The organism is Bradyrhizobium sp. USDA 3256 (assembly GCF_054058275.1).
In genome coordinates, this window is record NZ_JBSSAE010000002.1 from 7,540,749 (window position 1) to 7,561,367 (window position 20,619).

The 20,619-nt window shown below is 63.8% G+C and carries 16 protein-coding genes and 1 pseudogene; 10 read left to right on the plus strand and 7 right to left on the minus strand.

Annotated features, from left to right (window positions below; all coding sequences use genetic code 11):
• The first annotated feature begins 196 nt into the window (after positions 1 to 196).
• Positions 197 to 2,989 (plus strand): [protein-PII] uridylyltransferase, encoded by a 2,793-nt coding sequence (locus ACVWY5_RS37585; protein ID WP_028337994.1) that lies wholly within the window; start codon positions 197 to 199, stop codon positions 2,987 to 2,989.
• A 105-nt stretch (positions 2,990 to 3,094) separates the two neighbouring features.
• Here ACVWY5_RS37585 and ACVWY5_RS37590 read toward each other — a convergent pair whose 3' ends face one another.
• The 3 genes from ACVWY5_RS37590 to ACVWY5_RS37600 form a co-directional block, all read right to left on the minus strand.
• Complete coding sequence (locus tag ACVWY5_RS37590; protein WP_028337995.1) at positions 3,095 to 5,041, minus strand: glycosyltransferase; 1,947 nt, start codon at positions 5,039 to 5,041, stop codon at positions 3,095 to 3,097.
• Positions 5,038 to 6,393 carry an HlyD family efflux transporter periplasmic adaptor subunit gene (locus tag ACVWY5_RS37595; RefSeq protein ID WP_321177145.1) on the minus strand — a complete coding sequence of 452 codons (1,356 nt, stop codon included), beginning with the start codon at positions 6,391 to 6,393 and terminating at the stop codon, positions 5,038 to 5,040. The genes ACVWY5_RS37590 and ACVWY5_RS37595 overlap by 4 nt, the downstream gene beginning before the upstream one ends.
• A gap of 386 nt (positions 6,394 to 6,779) precedes the next feature.
• Positions 6,780 to 7,046, minus strand: a complete 267-nt coding sequence (locus ACVWY5_RS37600; protein WP_028337997.1) for a hypothetical protein — start codon at positions 7,044 to 7,046, stop codon at positions 6,780 to 6,782.
• A 354-nt stretch (positions 7,047 to 7,400) separates the two neighbouring features.
• Here ACVWY5_RS37600 and ACVWY5_RS37605 point away from each other — a divergent pair, with 354 nt between their 5' ends.
• From ACVWY5_RS37605 to ACVWY5_RS37625, 5 genes are all read left to right on the plus strand, one after another.
• Positions 7,401 to 9,167: a PAS domain S-box protein gene (locus tag ACVWY5_RS37605; protein WP_321177146.1), complete on the plus strand. Its 1,767-nt coding sequence runs from the start codon at positions 7,401 to 7,403 to the stop codon at positions 9,165 to 9,167.
• The gene (locus tag ACVWY5_RS37610; RefSeq protein ID WP_038378093.1) at positions 9,161 to 9,835 is read left to right on the plus strand and encodes a response regulator transcription factor; all 675 of its coding nucleotides are present in this window, start codon (positions 9,161 to 9,163) and stop codon (positions 9,833 to 9,835) included. The genes ACVWY5_RS37605 and ACVWY5_RS37610 overlap by 7 nt, the downstream gene beginning before the upstream one ends.
• Positions 9,836 to 9,922: 87 nt before the next feature.
• A complete protein-coding gene (locus ACVWY5_RS37615; protein ID WP_321177147.1) occupies positions 9,923 to 10,312 on the plus strand; it encodes a response regulator in 390 nt (129 codons plus the stop codon).
• A 181-nt stretch (positions 10,313 to 10,493) separates the two neighbouring features.
• Positions 10,494 to 10,658, plus strand: a complete 165-nt coding sequence (locus ACVWY5_RS37620; protein ID WP_321177634.1) for a hypothetical protein — start codon at positions 10,494 to 10,496, stop codon at positions 10,656 to 10,658.
• Positions 10,655 to 10,846, plus strand: a complete 192-nt coding sequence (locus tag ACVWY5_RS37625; protein WP_028338000.1) for a hypothetical protein — start codon at positions 10,655 to 10,657, stop codon at positions 10,844 to 10,846. Before ACVWY5_RS37620 ends, ACVWY5_RS37625 begins: the two co-directional genes overlap by 4 nt.
• A gap of 352 nt (positions 10,847 to 11,198) precedes the next feature.
• Here the strand turns inward: ACVWY5_RS37625 and ACVWY5_RS37630 are convergent.
• Together ACVWY5_RS37630 and ACVWY5_RS37635 are read right to left on the minus strand one after the other, a co-directional pair.
• Positions 11,199 to 11,962 (minus strand): annotated as a pseudogene (locus ACVWY5_RS37630) (IS5 family transposase).
• Positions 11,963 to 12,030: 68 nt separating this feature from the next.
• Positions 12,031 to 12,555, minus strand: a complete 525-nt coding sequence (locus tag ACVWY5_RS37635; protein WP_321176931.1) for a methylated-DNA--[protein]-cysteine S-methyltransferase — start codon at positions 12,553 to 12,555, stop codon at positions 12,031 to 12,033.
• 191 nt (positions 12,556 to 12,746) lie between these two features.
• Here ACVWY5_RS37635 and ACVWY5_RS37640 point away from each other — a divergent pair, with 191 nt between their 5' ends.
• The 3 genes from ACVWY5_RS37640 (at position 12,747) to ACVWY5_RS37650 (ending at position 16,241) form a co-directional block, all read left to right on the plus strand.
• Positions 12,747 to 13,109 (plus strand): DUF1304 domain-containing protein, encoded by a 363-nt coding sequence (locus ACVWY5_RS37640; RefSeq protein ID WP_028335620.1) that lies wholly within the window; start codon positions 12,747 to 12,749, stop codon positions 13,107 to 13,109.
• Between the two features lie 203 nt (positions 13,110 to 13,312).
• Positions 13,313 to 14,533: an ABC transporter substrate-binding protein gene (locus tag ACVWY5_RS37645; protein WP_028335619.1), complete on the plus strand. Its 1,221-nt coding sequence runs from the start codon at positions 13,313 to 13,315 to the stop codon at positions 14,531 to 14,533.
• Between the two features lie 481 nt (positions 14,534 to 15,014).
• Complete coding sequence (locus tag ACVWY5_RS37650; RefSeq protein WP_018269220.1) at positions 15,015 to 16,241, plus strand: ABC transporter substrate-binding protein; 1,227 nt, start codon at positions 15,015 to 15,017, stop codon at positions 16,239 to 16,241.
• Between the two features lie 170 nt (positions 16,242 to 16,411).
• Here ACVWY5_RS37650 and ACVWY5_RS37655 read toward each other — a convergent pair whose 3' ends face one another.
• Positions 16,412 to 16,837, minus strand: coding sequence for a DUF1330 domain-containing protein (locus ACVWY5_RS37655; RefSeq protein ID WP_028335618.1), 426 nt, complete (start codon positions 16,835 to 16,837; stop codon positions 16,412 to 16,414).
• 138 nt (positions 16,838 to 16,975) lie between these two features.
• Between ACVWY5_RS37655 and ACVWY5_RS37660 the strand changes: the two genes are divergently transcribed.
• Positions 16,976 to 19,246 (plus strand): transglycosylase domain-containing protein, encoded by a 2,271-nt coding sequence (locus tag ACVWY5_RS37660; protein WP_028335617.1) that lies wholly within the window; start codon positions 16,976 to 16,978, stop codon positions 19,244 to 19,246.
• A 396-nt stretch (positions 19,247 to 19,642) separates the two neighbouring features.
• Here ACVWY5_RS37660 and ACVWY5_RS37665 read toward each other — a convergent pair whose 3' ends face one another.
• Entirely contained in the window at positions 19,643 to 20,482 is an 840-nt protein-coding gene (locus ACVWY5_RS37665) for a M48 family metallopeptidase (protein WP_080667147.1), read from the minus strand.
• Between the last annotated feature and the right edge of the window lie 137 nt (positions 20,483 to 20,619).

The window sequence follows — 20,619 nt, forward strand, 5'->3', positions numbered from 1 at the left end:
CGTCGCCCCCTCGATCAGAAAAAGAAACAATCTTTTATTTCAATGAGTTAGCCTTGCGGTCAACGAGAAAATCTCTACCCTTTACGAGACGGCGCGAGAACGATCTTGCTCGAAGCGCCGCCATGAGAGCATGGAGCTGCTGTCGTTATACTTTGGTCAGTGACAGCAACGGCTCCGTCCGATATCGGATGAACCTATGGACAGCGTCGTAGCCGAGGCCCGCCCTGAAGCGGATGATCGTTTCGAGACCGAGCGGATCACCGCGGCGGTGAATGCACTCGCCGAACGGCATGCCGGCCGCGAGGACCAGTTCCGCGCCGCGATGGCGCAGCTGCTCAAGGCCGAGCTGATCGCGGCGCGCGCCACGGCGCAGGCGCTGCTGCTCAAGGACCGTCACGGCCGGCGCTGCGCCGAACGGCTCTGCTTCGTGCAGGACGAGATCATTCGCATCCTCTACGCGGCGGCGACCCGCCACCTCTATCACTCGCCGATCCCCTCGGGCGCCGAACGCATGGCCGTGGTCGCGACCGGCGGCTATGGCCGCGGGCTGATGGCGCCGGAGTCCGACATCGATCTGTTGTTCATCCTGCCCTACAAGCAGACCGCCTGGGGCGAACAGGTCGCCGAAGCCATTCTCTATTGCCTCTGGGACATGGGGCTGAAGGTCGGCCACGCCACGCGCTCGGTCGATGAATCGATCCGTCAGGCGCGCGGCGACATGACGATCCGCACCGCGATCCTGGAGACGCGCTTCCTGACCGGCGACCAGCCGCTTTATGACGAGCTGGTCGAGCGCTTCGACAAGGAGGTGGTGCAGGGCACCGCGTCGGAATTCGTCACCGCCAAGCTCGCCGAGCGCGAGGAGCGGCATCGCCGCGCCGGCCAGTCGCGCTACCTGGTCGAGCCTAACGTCAAGGACGGCAAGGGCGGCCTGCGCGACCTGCATACGCTGTTCTGGATCGCCAAATACGTCTACCGCGTGCGCGAGACCGACGAGCTGCTGGAACGCGGCGTGTTCGACGCGCAGGAATACCGCACCTTCCGGCGCTGCGCCGACTTCCTGTGGTCGGTGCGCTGCAACCTGCACTTCTTCGCCGGACGCGCCGAGGAGCGGCTGTCGTTCGACATGCAGCGCGAGATCGCGGTTCGCCTCGGCTACACCTCGCATCCCGGCATGCAGGACGTCGAGCGCTTCATGAAGCACTACTTCCTGATCGCGAAAGACGTCGGCGACCTCACCGCGATCCTGTGCGCCAAGCTCGAGGAAGAGCACAACAAGCCGGCACCGGTGCTGAGCCGGATGGTGGCGCGGCTGCGGCCCGGCGCCAAGCGCCGGCGGGTTAACGGCAGCGACGACTTCATCGTCGACAACAACCGCATCAACCTCGCCGCGCCCGACGTGTTCAAGCACGATCCGGTCAACCTGATCCGGATCTTCCGCCTCGCGCAGCAGAACAACCTCGCCTTCCATCCCGACGCGATGCGCACGGTGACGCGCTCGCTGAAGCTGATCAACACCCAGCTGCGCGAGAACGACGAAGCCAACCGCCTGTTCATGGAGATCCTGACCTCCGACAATGCGGAGATCGTGCTGCGGCGGATGAACGAGACCGGCGTGCTCGGCCAATTCATCCGCGCCTTCGGCAAGATCGTGTCGATGATGCAGTTCAACATGTACCACCACTACACGGTGGACGAGCATTTGCTTCGCTGCATCGGCTTCCTGCAGGACATCGAGCGCGGCGGCAACGAGGAGTTCACGGTCGCCAGCGACCTGTTTCGCAAGATCCGCCCCGAGCACCGCTCGGTGATCTATATCGCGACGCTGCTGCACGACATCGCCAAGGGCCGGCCGGAAGACCATTCGATCGCCGGCGCCAAGGTGGCGCGGCGGCTGTGCCCGCGGCTCGGCTTCTCGGCGGCCGACACCGAGCTGGTGGCGTGGCTGATCGAGGAGCATTTGACGATGTCGACGGTGGCGCAATCGCGCGACCTGTCGGACCGCAAGACCATCGAGAATTTCGCCGCCGTGGTGCAGTCGGTCGAGCAGATGAAGCTGCTCACGATCCTGACCACGGCCGACATCCGCGGCGTCGGCCCGGGCGTGTGGAACGGCTGGAAGGCGCAGCTGGTGCGCACGCTGTATTACGAGACCGAGCCGGTGCTGACCGGCGGCTTCTCCGAGGTCAACCGCGCCCAGCGCATCGCGGTGGCGCAAGCCGAATTCCGCCGCGCCTTCACCGAATGGCCGGAGGCGGAGCTCAATGCCTATATCGGCCGGCATTATCCGGCCTACTGGCTCAAGGTCGAGCTGGCGCGCAAGATCCGGCAGGCCCGCTTCATCCGCGCCAGCGAGCAGGCCGGCCACAAGCTCGCAATCAATGTCGGCTTCGACGAGGTCCGCGCCGTCACCGAGCTGACGATCCTGGCGACCGACCATCCCTGGCTGTTGTCGATCATCGCGGGTGCCTGCGCCTCGGCCGGCGCCAACATCGTCGACGCCCAGATCTACACCACGACCGACGGCCGCGCGCTCGACACCATCTCGATCTCGCGCGAATACGACCGCGACGAAGATGAGGGCCGCCGCGCGACGCGGATTGGCGAGATGATCGAGCACGTGCTGGAAGGCAAGCTGCGGCTGCCCGAGGCGGTCGCCAAGCGCACCGTGCGCAGCAAGGCGCGGCCGTTCATCGTCGAGCCCGAGGTGACCATCAACAACCAATGGTCCGACCGCTACACCGTGATCGAGGTTTCCGGCCTCGACCGGCCCGGCCTGCTCTACCAGCTCACCACCGCGATCTCGAAGCTCAACCTCAACATCGCCTCGGCCCATGTCGCGACCTTCGGCGAACGCGCCCGCGACGTGTTCTATGTCACCGACCTGCTGGGTGCCCAGATCACGGCGCCGACCCGGCAGGCCGCGATCAAGAGCGCGCTGCTGCATCTGCTCGCGAGCGAGGACCAGGCGGCGAAGCCGGCGGCGTAGCGGCGAACTGCCACCCGTCATTCCGGGGCAGCCCGCAGGGCTGAACCCGGAATCTCGAGATTCCGGGTTCGATGCTTCGCATCGCCCCGGAATGACCTATCGTACTCAACCGAACAGCCGCATCAGCAGGGCCTTGCCGACCGGCGCGGCGCGCACGCCGTGAAAGGCGCGGACATATTCGCCGGCATAGAATGCGCGCACGACATTGACCCGCGTCGCCACCGCGTCCTCGAAGCGGACGCCGAAGCCGTCGCGGGTGCGCCGGACCACGGTCGCGGCGACGTTCTGTCCGTAGACATTGCATTTGATCAGCGAACCAATGGCGGGCGGGACGGGATCGATGAAGCGCGCGCCCGAGATCGAGATGTCGGCCATGCGGATCAAGCGCATCTCGCTGTCCTGATGGATCAGGATCGGCTCGTCGCGTTCGAACCGCTCGGCCTTGCGGCGCCGCGGCTGCTCGATGCAGATGAAGCACACGATCGCGAGCACGACGCAATTGTACAGGCTCCAGGCCAGCGCCAGCCCGCCATAGGCTATGCTGTCGCCGCGCAGATGCAGGATGAAGGCATAGGCGATCGCCAGCAACGTGATCAGCAGGGCGGCGCCATAGAGCCGCAGCAGCGGCCATTCGATGAAGCGGCGGTTGCGGTCGCCGCCCTTGGCCGTCACCTTGAATTTGTGGCCCCGCGGCCTGGCGAGGCCGGTCACGACCGCCTTCAACACCGCGGGCGCCGCAATGTATTGCGACACGTCGGTCATGATCGCAAGCGAGCGGCCGCGCGAGATCCAGGCCATCGTGAAGGCGTGCCAGACATAGAACGGCAAAAAATACTTCAGCAGCTCGAACAGGTCGGCATGGACCGCCTTGATCCCGAACAGCAGATAAAGCCACGGCACGACCAGGCCGAAAACCTTGGTGCCGTAGACCGCCGCCCAGCTCATGAAGGCATCGACCAGCGACAGCCGGTCCATGAACGCGAGCTTCGATCGCCGCGAGAACGGACCGCTGCGGCCCCGGAAGATCTGCATGAAGCCGAGACACCAGCGCCCGCGCTGCGTGATGTATTCCTTCAGTCCCTCCGGCGCGAGGCCGATGGTCAGGCGCTCGTTCAGATAGACCGTGCGCAGCCCTTTCTCCTTCAGACGCAGTGTGACGAGGTAATCCTCCGTCACCGAGTCGGTCGGGAAGCCGCCGATCTGCATCAGGCCGGAGAAACGGATCAGCGATGAGGTGCCGCAGCAGAATGCGGTATCCCAGGCATCCTTGGCCGGCATGAAAATGTCGAAGAAGAAGCGCTGTTCGTCGGGCCACACATCGGTCGCCGCGAGATTGGTCTGGATCGGATCCGGGTTGATGAAGTGCTGCGGCGTCTGCACGACGCCGACGCTGCCGTCCTGCATCAGGCTCATCGCCCGGGTCAGGAAGTCCGGCATCGGGACGAAATCCGCATCGAGGATCGAGATGAACTCCGGCCGCTCCGGTAGCCCAGAAACGTGCTGGAGCGCATGATTGATGTTGCCGGCCTTGGCGTGGCGGTTGTCCGGACGGGTCAGATAGTTGCAGCCGAGCTCCTGGGCGAGCCGGCGCAGCCAGAGCCTGCGCCCATCGTCGAGCACCCAGACGCGATAATTGGGATAGTTGAGCCCGGTCGCGCCGATGATAGTGCGCTCCAGGATCGCCTTCTCCTCGTTGTAGGTGCAGATGAAGACGTCGACGAGCGGCGCGTTTGCGGGCAACTTCGATCGGCGCAGGATCGCATTGACCTCAGGCGAACGGTCGATCGTGCGGCTGAGGAACAGCAGCGACAGGCACACCGCGATCATCGAGGCCGCTTCGGCCAGCATGAAGGGATAGCCGACCAACGCATCTGCGGTGAGGCCCGGAGGCGGCAGGGTGTGGGTCACCCGCCACGCGAAATAGTGGACCAAGAGGACGAACGACATGCCCGTCATCATGACGCGGGCCAGGGTCTGCTCGCGATGGAGCAAGGGCAGGATTGCAAGACAGGCGCCGAAGGCGACCAGCCCGGGCGCAAATGCCGCCATCATGACTTTGCCGCGTCCGCGTTGAACACCACGCGTCCGGTGCGGCCGACCGCGCAATCCTTGCCCGTGGTATCGAGCGCCGGCATCGAGACCGTCACGCGATACGGCTCCTTGTTCAACGCATCCGGATTGATCGCAAGGTTCGCGGGCGCGCCCGACGCGCCGGTGAGATTGACGATCTCGCCCTGGAGCGCGGCGCTGCCGTCATTCGGCTCGAAGCTCGCCTGCTCGCCGAGCTTCAGCCCGTTGTAGACGCTCTCGGTGACGTTCGCGGTGACCACCGCGCCGCTGCAATCGAGCAGCTTGAGCAAGGGCTGCCCGGCCCTGACGTCCTCGCCGGGCGACGTCATCATCTCCCAGATGCGCCCGGCGACCGGCGCCTTGATGTCGGCTTCCGCCCGGTTGACGTAGTGCAGCTGCTCGGCGGCGATCTCGTGGGTCAGCCAGTCGATCTCGGCATCGGCATGCGCCAGATCGGCGCGCAGATCGCTGACGCGCTGGCGCATCTCCTCCTCGCGCTGCACGGAGCTCGGCCGGTCATTGTAGCTGTCGCCGAGATAGGTGCCGTTCCTTGCGGCGGTGAGCTCGACCTTGGCGGCGTCGAGACGCCGTCGAGCGCCGATTTCGGTCTGCTGGGAGATCGCCTGCTCGCGCGTCAGGCGGGCCATTTCGACCGTCGACACGCTGCCCGATTTGATCAGCGACGACGCCCGCTCGACGGCGGCCACGGCCTCCTCCCGCCTTGCGGCGGCGGCCTCGATCGCGGTCTGGATTTCGGCGATCCGGGCCTCGAGCTGGAGGATGCGGCCGTCACGGAACTGGCCGGCCTGGCGGGCAAGATCCTGTTGCGCCGTCTCGGCGGCCGCAAGCTTGGCCGCCAGACTCGGACGCTCATTTTCCAACCGGGACATCTGCCGCCGCAGATCATCGAGCCGGGCGCGATCGCCGCGCGCGTTGACGACATGAAGGATCGCATCGCCCTCGCGAACCACGCTGAGCTGCGTGGATTTTTGCGGCTTCGCGCTCACGGTGCCGTCGATCGGCGAGCGCAAGGTCACGATCCTGGCATTGACCACGGCCTCGACGCTCGAGGTCTGCAACACGGCCTTGAGCGGCAGCCATCCGAAAACGGCGACGATGGCAAGGCCAATGCCGACCTTGAGCAGGCGGCGAACCATGCGGCCCGAGCCTGCGGGCGCTTCGGGATGGGGACTGCTATCGCTGACCGGCTCGTCATGCGCCGGCTGCAGCCGCTCCTGCAAATCGCGCTGCAATCCTCGCGCGCCCTCGGCTTCATCCCTGGTGACGGAACTATTGTCTTCGGGAAACGGCTTGGGCTGCTGTGCCTGATTCATGATGACCGGCCCCTGATCTGTCAGTGCGCGAACCAACGCACAGCTCCGCGGAGCGATGCCGTTGCCGGACAGATCCAATAATCAGGTGCTTCAAAACCGGCTAAAGCGAACCGGGCATCTTTCGAAAAAATTGCTGCAATTTGCAGTGGTCGGGAGCCTGGCGCGGGAGCCGCGCCGTCGACCTGCTCCGCCCATCATTCCGGTACACCATTGCGCGGCTGGGGGCGTCTGCAGAACTGAGCCCGGAATCCATCAGGCCGGGGCTAGGCGGGGAATGGATTCCGGGCTCTCACGGAGGCTGTGATCGGACCCGTGTTGCGCGACCCAGGCGTGAGCAGCCAGCGCTTCGGTCCCGGCAGCCTGCCGGACTTGGAATTCAGGGCCGGCTACCGCCCTGAATCCGGCACGTCGAATTGCGGCTGCAGCGCCGCCAGGCTCGCTCCCAGCAAGGCGAGGTAGCTGGCCTGACAGACCACGACGCCGAGATCGAATGCGTCCAGCAGATCGATCCACGGGTTGTCGGCCAGCGTGCTTGCTGTTTGTTTGCCACCATCGATAACGGCAGGCTGAAAGCCGCGATCGCGTCGCTGAGGCCTTGCCTCGTGGTCGACGTCGTCGGAGCAAACGATCAGATGCAGGCGCGCGCTGGGCATTTCAATCTCCGTCTCTGATTGGCGATTGCTGAACCCCGGAAACCACTACCGTCATCGAGTTACCCATCAAGCGTAGTCACCGGGATGGAGCGGGCCATTGAACGGAGGTTGATCCGACCGTTACATTCGGTGGGGATGACTCATACTTGAGTTTAGCTCGCAACCTGGACCTGAGCGCGCTCGATGGCTTCGCTTTCTGCGCGATCTCGCGGGTGTGGACCGCCAAAAAGGCCGGCGCGATCCCGTCCGGGCGGCAAGAAAGCTGCTAGTATGCAGTCCGTTGGGAGGGCGGCGTTGTCGCCGCTGATGGTAGCAGTCACCTAGCGACGCAGCGCGGCCCATGATGATGGCCAAGTGCTGGTGCTGCCGATGATCCGCGACCCGACCACGAAGTCCTGGTCGGCCGAGCAATGGCTGCTCGGCGGCATGGTGCTGGCCTTGGCTGCAACCTGCATCGGGCTGTTACTTGGTCCGCAGCCGGCAGCTTCCGCCCATCTGGTTGCCCTGGCGCTGCTCGTCGCGTCGCTTACCGCCGCATTGCTGATGATCCGTCTGGTAGGCCGCTCGCAAAGGCGGATGGAGGCCATGTTGCGCGGCCGAGCCAGCGGCGAGGAGCGCGCGATGGAGGCGCTGCGCAACAGCGAAGCGCAATGGAAGGAGGTATTCGAACACAACCCGGTCATGTACTTCATGGTCGACGCAACGGGCCTCGTGCTGTCGGTCAACACGTTCGGCGCGGCACAGCTGGGCTACACCGTCGACGAACTGCTCGGACTATCCGTGCTGCGGGTCTTTGCCGCCGAAGATCGCGACATGGTCCAGCGCAACGTCGCGGCATGCCTCGACAACATCGGCCAGACCCACAATTGGGAAATCCGGAAGGTCCGCAAGGACGGTTCAAGGATTTGGGTTCGTGAAAACGCCAAGGCGGTGCGGCGGCTGAACGATCAGCTGATCGTGCTGATCGCATGCGAGGACATCACCGAGCGCAAGCAGGCCGAAAATGCGCTGCAGCAGAGTGAAATGTACCTGACCGAAGCCCAGCGATTGAGCCACACCGGCAGCTTCGGCTGGCACGTTGCCAGCGGCGAGATCATCTGGTCGGAAGAGACGTTCAGGATCTTCGAATTCGACAGAGCTCCTTCCATCACACATGCCACGGTCCTGCAGCGCGTCCATCCGGACGATCGCGCCCGCGTGCGGCGGACCATCGACCGCGCCTCGCTCGACGGCACGGACTTCGAGCACGGCTATCGATTGCTGATGCCCAGTGGGGCGATCAAATTTGTTCACGCTAGGGCGCATGCGGTGACGAACCTTTCGGGCGGCACCGAATTCGTCGGAGCGGTCACCGACGTGACCGCCCGCAAGCGAGCCGAGGCGGAATTGCACGAAGCGCAGACCAACCTCGCGCACGTCACGCGCGTGACGGCGCTCGGCGAGCTCGCCGCATCGATCGCCCATGAAGTGAACCAGCCGCTTGCCGCCGTGGTCACCAATGCCGCGGCATGCCTGCGGTGGCTCAACCGGGCGGCCCCCGATCTGAACGAAGCCCGCGGCGCGGTCAGGTCGATCATCAGCGACGGCAACCGGGCGGGCGAGGTCATCCAGCGCGTCCGCGCGATGATGAACAAGACGACCGATCAGAAGGCGCCGCTCGACGTCAATGAGGTCATCAACCAGGTGATCGGCCTGGTGCAGCATGAACTGCAGCGCCACCACGTATCCTTGCAACTCGACCTCGCTCCCGCGCTCCCGTCTGTCGTCGCCGACCGTATCCAGCTGCAGCAGGTCATCCTCAACCTGGTCCTCAACGGCATCGAGGCCATGCAGCCGGTCACGGACCGGCCGCGGGAACTGGTGATCCGGACGCGCCATGACGAGGCCGGGCAGATCGTGGTCACGGTCTCCGATAGTGGCGTCGGGATCGCGAGCGAGAACGCCGAACGACTGTTCGACGCGTTCTACACCACCAAGGCCAGCGGCATGGGAATGGGGCTGTCGATCTGCCGATCGATCGTCGAAGCCCACCGAGGCCGCCTGTCCGTGACCGCAAATATCGGCCCCGGCGCGACGTTCCAGTTCACCTTGCCACTGCACGAAGAGGATCATGCATGGTGACCGGGCGCGCGGCATCGCCTTCTGGTCTGGCAAACGCCGAAGATCCCATCGTCTTCGTCGTCGACGACGACGCATCCGTGCGTGACGCGCTGAGCAGTCTGTTCCGATCCGTCGGCTTGCGGACCGCAGCATTCGGCTCGGCGCATGAATTTCTGCAGCGCAAGCCCCCGGATGTCCCGAGCTGCCTGATCCTCGACATCAGGCTGCCCCGGCTCAGCGGCCTCGACTTTCAGGGAGAGCTGGCGAAGGCGGGCATCGATATTCCGATCATCTTCATGACCGGCCACGGCGATATCCCGATGACGGTCAGGGCCATGAAGGCCGGCGCTGTGGACTTCCTGACCAAGCCATTTCGCGATCAGGACATGCTGGATGCCGTCACGACGGCGATCGAGCGCGACAGGAACCGTCGCGATGAGGCCAAGGTTCTTGCAAACCTGCGCGCCGCCTTCGCGACCCTGACGCCGCGTGAACGCCAGGTGATGACGCTCGTCACGGCGGGGTTGATGAACAAGCAGGTCGCCGCCGAAATCGGCGTGGCCGAGATCACGGTGAAGATACACCGCGGGCACATCATGCGGAAAATGGCGGCGAAGTCGTTACCCGATCTGGTCAGGATGGCACAGATGCTCCAGATCGGACCGGCAGCCGGCGGGGCGCAAACCTAAGTATGATTCTCCGGCCCCGATTGGCGACGCAGTGTGGTCCCCACATGATGCACACGCCAGAGGCCCTTCCGGCCCGGGAAAACCTCCTTGCCCAACCCGCCCGTGATATCGATCATCGACGATGACATGTCGGTTCGCACCGCGACCGACAATCTCGTCAGATCGCTGGGCTACGCGGTCGAGACCTACGCGTCGGCCGAGGAATTTCTGCACTCGCCCCGCCTGAATGACACATCCTGCGTGATCGCAGATGTCAGGATGCCGGCCATGAGCGGGCTCGACCTGCAGAGCCACCTCATTGCCAGCGGACGCCGCTTTCCGTTCATTTTCGTCACGGCGTTCTCGGTCGAAAGCGATCGCGTCCGGGCGCTGAAGGCTGGAGCGATCTGCTTTCTGAGCAAGCCCTGCGACGGGGACATCCTGATCAAATGCCTCGATACCGCCCTCGCGCAGCACAGCGCGGCGCCGGGTGCGTGAGTTGGATCAGCCATCACCAGGCCGGCTATACGCAAGGATGATGCCACAAAACATCTGGACAAGTTGCGCATCGACGGCGGCGCCGCGAGAGTTCGCATCGTCGTCCTTCGGGAAGATCGACGGCAAGGACAGCACCAGACATTTTGATTGGCAAATGGCAATTCCTCGGAGGGAGGTCGCCATGCGTTCGGAACCGCGCTGCGCCCAGTGTGACAGCGAAGACCCCAAGATCATCTGTTTGCGAAATCCGGCGGGCGAACGCTACTGCGGACGCCTCTGCCTCTACAAAGGCCAGGAGGACTTCATCCGCTGGCTTTGGCGCGCGAATGCGGAGGCAGCGTCATGACAGCTCGTTGCGGAAATCCGGCGTGCAAACGGCCTTTCGGGCTGATCCGGCACAACTGGTATTTCGAGCAATTCTGCTCGACGAAATGCCGCGAGACCCACAAGCGGCAGCTGGAGCGCAACAAGGCCTATTGGAAGTGGCTGTATCCCTTCCCCAGAACCGGCGCCCCATCGAAAAAGGCGATCTGACGACGTCGGCCAATAGCGCGCGAGGAGTCTCACATGACGACGGTCGATGCGATGCTGGTGGGAGCGATACTCGCGTGGGTGCCTTCACTCGTTGTGTTCCTCTATATCGTGCGCGATCTGCGCAAGATGCCCAGCGAAGATCTCGACTGATCGCCGCACCGGCGGTCGAAGCGGGTCGTTGTGTTGTGGTCTTGACGCGCTTCTTCACGCGAACCGGTTCCCACTCCAAACGCTCTAGAGCGCGATGAGATTGGGTCGAATCGTCATCGCGCTTTAGCTCTTTGTTTGATCATGATCTTTTCGGAAAACCGCTCCGCACCTTTCCGGATCATGCTCTAGGTGGTGTTGACACTTATCGCATCCATAGGACGATTGCAGCGAGCGTGACGATGGCTCGGTAATTTCGGGCGGTCTTTTCGAAGCGGGTTGCGACGCGACGGAACTGCTTGAGCTTGCTGAAGCAGCATTCCACGAGGTGGCGCTGGGCATAGAGATGCTTGTCGAGCGGATGTTTGAGGGCTCGCGAGGGGTTGTTGGGGATGACGGCGATCGCGCCTTTGGCTGCGATGGCCTGGCGCAAATGATCGGCGTCATAGGCTGCATCGGCCATGACGACCTCGGCGGGCAATCCCTCGATCAACGTGGCGGCTTGCGGGGCATCGCCCTTCTGGCCTGCGGTGAGGGTGAACCGCACGGGACATCCCAAACCTCGAACGGCCATATGTATCTTGGTGCTCAAGCCGCCGCGCGAGCGCCCGATCGCTTGATCTTCAGACCCCCTTTTTTTGCCCCGGCGGCGTGCTGATGCGCCCGGACGATGGTGGAATCGACGATCAAATATTCGAAGTCCGGATCATCGGACATCGCCTCGAAGATCCGCAACCAGACACCCTTGGTGCTCCATCGACTGAAGCGCCGGAACACGCTGTTCCAATCCCCAAACGCCTCCGGAAGATCACGCCAGGGAGAGCCCGTGCGAACGATCCAGAGCACCCCTTCCACGAACATCCGGTTGTCGCGTCCGGTCGAACCTTTCTGGTCGGGCCGGCCAATGATGAGCGGCGCCATGCGCTCCCAAGCCGCGTCGCTCAACACCAAACGATCCATCACACCCAAGGCCGCCTCCCAAAAGAAGCCTTGAATCTGATTTGGCCTCAAAAGGGAATCCCTAGAGTCCACACCGCCTAGACCTCCACGCCTTCGTGGCGCAGCAGCCAGCGCTTGCGCTCCAGCCCGCCGCCATATTTGACCAGTGAGCCGTTGGCGCCAATCAGGCGGTGGCAGGGCACGACGACGCTGATCGGATTGGAGCCGTTGGCATGGCCGACCGCGCGCATCGCATTCGGCGCGTTCAGCTTCGCCGCCAGCGCGCCGTAGCTCATGGTGGTGCCGTGTGGAATGTTCGGCAGCGCGTGCCAGACCTTCTGCTGGAACGGCGTGCCGGCGACGCGCCATTCGACATCGGTGAGACGATCGCGATCGCCCTTGAAGTAATCACCGACCGCCTTGCGCATCGCAGCCGGCGCGTGGCCGTCCCGCAGCGTCACGGCGCCATAATGCAGCCGCAGCAGGTCGAGCATGCGCGCTTCATAGTCGCCCCAGTCGAGCGCGCGCAGCACGCCGTCGTCATCGGTCACCAGCAGCGCGGTGCCGATCGGGGTCTTGAGGCGGTCGAGGTCGAAGGTCTGTGGAGTCCTGCGGTCGGCCATTGTCATATCTCGGGCAAGCAGATCGGTCGGCATACAATTCACCGCCCGCATGCTAGCGTCCACCCGAATTCCGGTAAGGAGCGTTTTCGAGCGAAGCGGACACCGGTTCGCGTGAAGAAAACGCACCAAAACAAGAATCTTGAGCTTCGTTTCTTGATTCAATCAGGACCGAAGCTCCGGGGGGCCGCAATATGCTGTTGCTTGGCAATGTTCTGGTCGCGGTGGTGGCCATGCTGCACGTCTATTTCCTTGTGCTCGAGATGTTTCTGTGGACCAAACCGCTCGGGCTGAAGACGTTTCGCAACTCGATCGAGAAGGCAAACGATTCTGCGGTGCTCGCCGCCAATCAGGGGCTCTATAACGGCTTCCTCGCCGCCGGACTGATCTGGGGCCTCATACATGGCAATCCGGCCTTCGCGTTCCAGATCAAGACATTTTTCCTGCTCTGCGTGATCGTCGCCGGTGCCTATGGCGCCGCCACCGTCAGCCGCCGCATTCTTTATGTGCAGGCGGCTCCCGCTGCGTTGGCGCTGATCCAGCTCTGGCTGGCCTAAAGCGCGGGCGCGCTTTTGTTTTCTTGAGCATGATCCACTCGGAAAACCGCTTCACGCTTTCCGGATCATGCTCAAACGCGACATCGCGCGCAGGGTGCATCGTCTTGCAATGGCCCGGCCGTTCCTCCATCATCCCGTGCAACGGTGACATCCGCCGGCCTGAGCTTGCGGACAAGATCACCGGCAACAGGGAGGTCACGGACATGAGAAGCGTGCAATTGCTCGCTGCGACGGCGCTTGCGATCGCGTTGTCGGTTACATCGGCCACCGCGCAGAAGAAATACGACATCGGCGCGACCGACACCGAGATCAAGATCGGCCAGACCGTGCCGTTCTCCGGCCCCGCATCCGCCTATGCCGGCATCGGCAAGACCCAGGCGGCCTATATGAAGATGATCAACGATCAGGGCGGCATCAACGGCCGCAAGCTGAACCTGATCCAGTATGACGACGCCTATTCGCCGCCGAAAGCGGTCGAGCAGGTACGCAAGCTCGTCGAGGGAGACGAGGTGCTGTTCACGTTCCAGATCATCGGCACGCCGTCGAATGCCGCCGTGCAGAAATATCTGAATGCCAGGAAGGTGCCGCAGCTGCTCGCCTCCACCGGCGCCTCGCGCTTCTCCGACCCGCAGAACGCGCCATGGACGATCGCGTTCAACCCGAATTACCAGTCCGAGGGGCGCATCTACGCCAAATACATCCTGGCCAATCACCCGAACGCCAAGATCGGCATCTTCTACCAGAACGACGATCTCGGCCGCGACTACATCACCGGCCTGAAGAGCGGGCTCGGCGACAAGGCCGCGAGCATGATCGTCACCGAGGTGTCCTACGAGCTGACCGACCCGACGGTCGATTCCCAGATCGTGAAGCTGAAGGCCGCCGGGGTCGATCTGGTCTATGACGCCTCGACACCGAAATTCGCCGCGCAGGCGATCCGCAAGATCGCCGATCTCAACTGGAACCCGGTGCACATCCTCGACATCAATGCGAGCCCGGTGTCGGCGACGCTGAAGCCGGCCGGCCTCGACATCTCCAAGGGCATCATCTCGACCAATTACGGCAAGGATCCCGCCGACCCGCAGTGGAAGGACGATCCCGGCGTGAAGGCCTACTTCGCCTTCATGGACAAGTATTATCCGGAAGGCGACAAGCTCAACACCGTCAACACCTACGGCTACTCGACGGCCGAGCTGCTGATCCAGGTGCTCAAGCAGTGCGGCGACGACCTCACCCGCGACAACCTGATGAAGCAGGTGACCAGCCTGAAGAAGTTCGTGCCGAGCCTTGCGCTGCCGGGCATGTCGATCACGACGGGACCGAACGACTACCGCATCAACAAGCAGATGCAGATGATGAAGTTCAACGGCGAGCGCTGGGAGCTGTTCGGCCCGATCATCGAGGACACCGGCCCGGCGGGCTAGCCAGTTCGCCGCGCCGACGTGACGTGATCGAGGTCGCGCATCTCAAGTACACTGTCGTCCCGGCGAAGGCCGGGACCCATACGCCGCGGCTTGTGTTGGAGATGGGATTCGTCGTTCAAGCGTCGCAAGGCAATCGACAGTCGTGGTAATGGGTCCCGGCCTTCGCCGGGACGACGCTGAGTTTGTTGCTGCCAGCAGGACGGCAAAGTGGAGCCGGGAACGAAGCTCTCGGCAAACTTCTACTTTGTTCATCCGATTACCATCACCGCCCTGCCGACCGAGCGATGTGGCCGACGGGCTTTATTGTTTCGCATCGCCCCCTACTTTGGTTGACTGAAATCGCTCACCTTTTCGGCAGCGTTCGTCTTGCGTTGCAACAACGGTTCCTCCAGTATCCCGGCCCAGCGATGGCGACCGCGGGACCTTGATCCCGCGGACAAGATCATCGGCCAACCATCAGTCACGTGAGGGAAACAGCACTATGAGGAACGGGATTTTCCACCTGGTCACGGGAACGGCGCTCGCGATCGCGCTGTCTGCAACGTCGGCCTTTGCGCAGAAGAAGTACGATCCCGGCGCGAGCGACACCGAGATCAAGATCGGCCAGACCGTCCCCTTCTCCGGACCGGCCTCCGCCTATGCCTCGATCGGCAAGACGCAGGCGGCCTACTTCAAGATGATCAACGATCAGGGCGGCATCAACGGCCGCAAGATCAACCTGATCCAGTATGACGACGCCTATTCGCCGCCGAAGGCCGTCGAGCAGGTGCGCAAGCTCGTCGAGAGCGACGAGGTGCTCTTGACCTTCCAGATCGTCGGCACGCCGTCGAACGCCGCCGTGCAGAAATATCTCAACGCCAAGAAGGTTCCGCAGCTGTTTGCCGCCACCGGCGCCTCGAAGTTCACCGACCCGAAGAACTTCCCCTGGACGCTCGGCTTCAACCCGAACTACTTCGTCGAAGGCCGCATCTATGGCCAGTACATCCTGAAGGAGCATCCCAACGCCAAGATCGGCGTGCTCTATCAGAACGACGACCTCGGCAAGGATTATCTGAACGGCATCAAGGCCGGCCTCGGCGACAAGGCCGCCAAGATGATCGTGGCCGAAGCCTCCTACGAGGTCTCCGACCCGACCATCGATTCCCAGGTGATCAAGATCAAGGACGCCGGCGCCGACCTGTTCTTCTCGGCCTCGACGCCGAAGCAGGCGGCGCAGGCGATCAAGAAGATCGCAGAGCTCGGCTGGCACCCGATCCACATCGTCGATATCAACGCGACCTCGGTCGGCGCCGTGCTGCAGCCGGCGGGCCTGGAAGCCTCCAAGGGCCTGATCAGCACCAATTACGGCAAGGATCCCGCCGATCCGCAGTGGAAGGACGATCCGGGCATGAAGCGCTATTTCGACTTCATGGCCAAGTACTATCCCGACGGCGACAAGAACTCGAACTTCAACACCTATGGCTACTCGACCGCGCAGTTGATGGTGCATGTGCTGAAGCAGTGCGGCGACGACCTGACCCGCGACAACGTGCTGAAGCAGGCGACCAACCTGAAGAATGTCGAACTCGACATGGCGCTGCCCGGCATCAAGGGCAACACCGCGCCGAACGACTATCGCGTCAACAAGCAGCTGCAGATGATGCGCTTCAACGGCGAGCGCTGGGAGCTGTTCGGCCCGATCCTCGAGGACGCCGGCCCGGCGGGCTAGTCGGTTCGCGCGGGTATGAAATGCAATCGGCGGCCTCCGGGCCGCCGATTTGTTTTGGAGCTCGTCATTGCCGGGCCTGACCCGGCAATCCATCAAATTGAGAAGGCTCTTCTCTGATGGATGCGCGGGTCAAGCCCGCGCATGACGATATCGGCCGACGGCCGACATCGTCACTCCGGAATCTCGCCGAAATTCTTGCCTACCGGCAGCACGGCATGGCGGATCAGGCGCGAATCGTCCACCGCGGCCTGGCGGTGCTTCACGGCCTCACGATAGACCGGATCGCGGATCATCTCGACGAAGGCGGCGACGCTTGGATATTCCGCGATGAAGCAGTGATCCCAGCGCTCCTCCTGCGGACCGATCAGCATCAGCTCGAAGCGACCTTGCCAGACGATGCGGCCGCCGAGCCGTTCGAACACCGGCCCGCTCTCGCGGCCATAGGCCGCATAAGCCTCGGCGCCGGTGGCCTTGCGGCCGTCGGGATAGGCGGCCCATTCGCGCAGGCGCACCAGGTTGAGCATGTGGATCGGGCCCGGCCGGTTGTTGTCCCGAAATTGCGCGAAGACGTCCTTGGTCGGATCGATATGGCCCATGCGGTGCTCCTTCGTTTTCTTGTTCCGTCTCTATGTAGCACGCGCTGCCTCACCTCCTAATCCCCCGTTAAGCTTTGCGTAACCGCCCCTTAAACCGGGAACGCTAGCGTGCGCCCTGTTAGGGTGTGAGCGTTGCGGATGGCGTGGGGACGTAAAAAAGGCGGTGCGCGCAAGGAGCCGCTGTTCGGGCTGCCGGCCGCGCTTGCCGACCTCAGACTGTCGCCCTCCGACCGCATTCCCGGCGGCGGCGACGACAAGCCCGCGAAGTCCAAACCCAAAAGCAGCGACAAGGGCAGCGACAGGGGCGGCGATTCCGGTAGCGAGAAACCGCGCCCGTCGCGCGGCGGCAGCAAGCGGCGCAGCAAGTCGCGGGGCTTCGGCATCGGCCGCCTGTTCTATTGGACCGCGGTGCTCGGCCTGTGGGCCGGCATTGCGGTGATCGGTGTCGTGGTGTGGGTCGGCGCGCATCTGCCGCCGATCCAGTCGCTGGAGATTCCCAAGCGCCCGCCGACGATCCAGATCGTCGGCATCGACGGCAGCGTGCTGGCGCAGCGCGGCGAAATGGCCGGCGCCAACATCGCATTGAAGGATCTGCCGCCCTATCTGCCGAAGGCCTTCATCGCGATCGAGGACCGCCGCTTCTATTCGCATTACGGCGTCGACCCGGTCGGCATCCTGCGCGCGGCGGTGACCAACCTGCTGCACCGCGGCGTCTCGCAGGGCGGCTCGACGCTGACCCAGCAGCTCGCCAAGAACCTGTTCCTGACCCAGGAGCGCACCATGCAGCGCAAGCTGCAGGAGGCCGAGCTCGCGCTCTGGCTGGAGCGCAAGCATTCCAAGAACGAGATCCTCGAGCTCTATCTCAACCGGGTCTATTTCGGGTCCGGCGCCTATGGCGTCGAGGCCGCAGCGCAGCGCTATTTCGGCAAGTCGGCGAAGAGCGTCACGCTGCCGGAAGCCGCGATGCTGGCCGGCCTCGTCAAGTCGCCGTCGCGGCTGGCGCCAAACCGTAACCCGGAAGGCGCCGAGCAGCGCGCGCAGGTCGTGCTGGCGGCGATGGCCGATGCCAAGTTCATCACAGAGACACAGGCCAAGGCTTCGATCGGCCAGCCCTCGATTGCGGTGAAGCCGGCCGGCGCCGGCACCGTGAACTATGTCGCCGACTGGATCGGCGAAGTGCTCGACGATTTGGTCGGCCAGATCGACCAGGACATCGTGGTGCAGACCACGATCGATCCGAAGCTGCAGAACGTCGCCGAAGCCGCCATCATCGATGAGCTCGCCGCCAAGAGCGTGAAGTTCAATGTCAGCCAGGGCGCGCTGGTGGCGATGACGCCGGACGGCGCGGTGCGCGCCATGGTCGGCGGCCGGAACTACTCGGAGAGCCAGTACAATCGCGCGGTCACCGCGAAGCGGCAGCCGGGCTCGGCGTTCAAGCCGTTCGTCTATCTCACCGCGGTCGAAGCAGGACTGACGCCGGACACCATCCGCACCGACGCGCCGCTCGACATCAAGGGCTGGAAGCCGGAGAACTACACCCACGAATATTTCGGCTCGGTGACATTGACCCAAGCGCTGGCGATGTCGCTGAACACGGTCGCGGTGCGGCTCGGCGTCGAGGTCGGCGCCAAGAACGTGGTGCGCACCGCGCACCGGCTCGGCATCTCCTCCAAGCTGGAGCCCAACGTCTCGATCGCGCTCGGCACCTCGGAAGTTTCCGTGATCGAGCTGGTTGGCGCCTATGCGCCGTTCGCCAATGGCGGCTACGCCATCTCGCCGCATGTGGTGACCAAGATCAAGACCAGCTCGGGCAAGCTGCTCTATGACCGTCCGACCGATCCGCCCAACCAGGTGATCGAGCCGCGCTACGATTCGATGATGAACAGCATGATGCGCGAGACGCTGATCTCCGGCACCGCGCGCAAGGCGGAGATCCCGGGCTGGACCGCCGCAGGCAAGACCGGCACCAGCCAGGATTATCGCGACGCCTGGTTCATCGGCTACACCGCCAAGCTCGTCACCGGCGTGTGGCTCGGCAATGACGACAATTCACCGACCAAGAAGGCGACCGGTGGCGGCCTGCCGGTGGAAGTATGGACCCGTTTCATGAAGGCGGCGCATCAGGGCGTGCCGGTCGCCGCGATCCCGAACTCGCAAGGCAGTTGGGGACCAGCGAACCTGATGCAGATCTCGTCACAGGTCACCGCGCCGGCAGCGCCGGCGGGACCGATGCAGATTCAGCCGCCGATGCAGGCATCGCAGCCGCCCGCGCCGGTACCATCCGGCGGCAGCTATTATCGCCCGCCCCCGCCGACGCCGGCCCGCGCCTCGGCGCCACCCAACCCGAACGCGCGGCCCGAGGCTGCGGCTGGACTTGACGGCTGGCTGGCGGATCGGTTGTTTCGGTAGGCGCTAAAGCATGATCCGGAAAAGTGCGAAGCGATTTTCCGAAAAGATCATGCTCAAACAAAGAGCTAAGGCGCGATGACGATTCAACCTAACTCATCGCGCTTTAGTCCGACAATCAGATCAATTCGTAGCCCGGATGAAGCGAAGCGAAATCCGGGACCAGTCACCCCACCAATGAGAGCTGCCCCGGATTGCGCTGCGCTCCATCCGGGCTACGCACCGCGCCTTTCATTTATGTTCAAGCCGTGATCCCCCGGGCATGCGGGGGATCCAGTACGCCGTGGCCTATCGGTTGAACACGAATGCCTCCGGAATACTGGATCGCCCGCTTTCGCGGGCGATGATAGGGGGCGGCGAAGACAGTGCGTAGGTTCGGTAGACCGGCGCTGCTGCGCCCTACTCCTGAATCCCGTAGCGGTGCAGGTCGTTGCCGTAGGTATCGAGCCAGTGCTTGGCGCGCGTCACCGACGCGCAGACCTTGTCGACCACCCGCCAGAACCGCGCCGAGTGGTTCATCTCGACGAGATGGGCGACCTCATGCGCGGCGAGGTAATCGAGCACGAAGGGCGGCGCCAGGATCAGCCGCCACGAGAACGACAGCGAACCCGCCGAGGTGCACGAGCCCCAGCGGCTCGACTGATCGCGGATCGAGATCCGGCGTACCCGCACGCCGAGTTCCGCGGCATGAAGCTGCGCCGCCTTCTGCAGGTCCTTGCGCGCCTCGCGCTTGAGGAAGTCGTGCACGCGGCGATCCATGTGCTCGACGCCGCCGGCGACGCAAATGATCTTCTCGCCGCTGTCGCGCGTCTCGGTCCACACCGTGCCGCGCTCGCCCGAGCGGTGCACCAGGCGATGCGGCACGCCGCGCAACGGCACCACGGTGCCGGGCTGGAACGGCGCCGCCTTCGGCAGACGGCCGAGACGGGCGGCGATCCAGCCGCCATGGAGATTGGCGAAGTCCTTGGCTTCCGGAATCGTGCCGCGCGGCGGCATCGTCAGGATCGCTTCACGATCGGTCGGATGTATCCTGAGTGTGTAGCGGCGCGCGCGCCTGTGCCGGCGCAACCTGACAGTGAAGAACTGGGAGCCGTGTCTGACCAATACGGTCGCGGGTTCGGCAGGCCGCCGATAGAGGAGCGCGCGAGTAGCCATTTCTGAGAGTCCGGGGAGCAGGAGTTCGCCCGAACTTTGCCATATCCGCCGCCAGGGAAAGCGCTCGGCGCAAAAACAAATCATTTGCCCAATATACAGGGGCTGGACGTTAATTGACCTCTACAGGCAGGGGCTGGAACCGGAGTTTTTCCGATGAATCAAGGTTACAAAAAAGGCCCAAAGAGTGAAATTATATTCACCCCTTGAGCCTGGTCTGATTT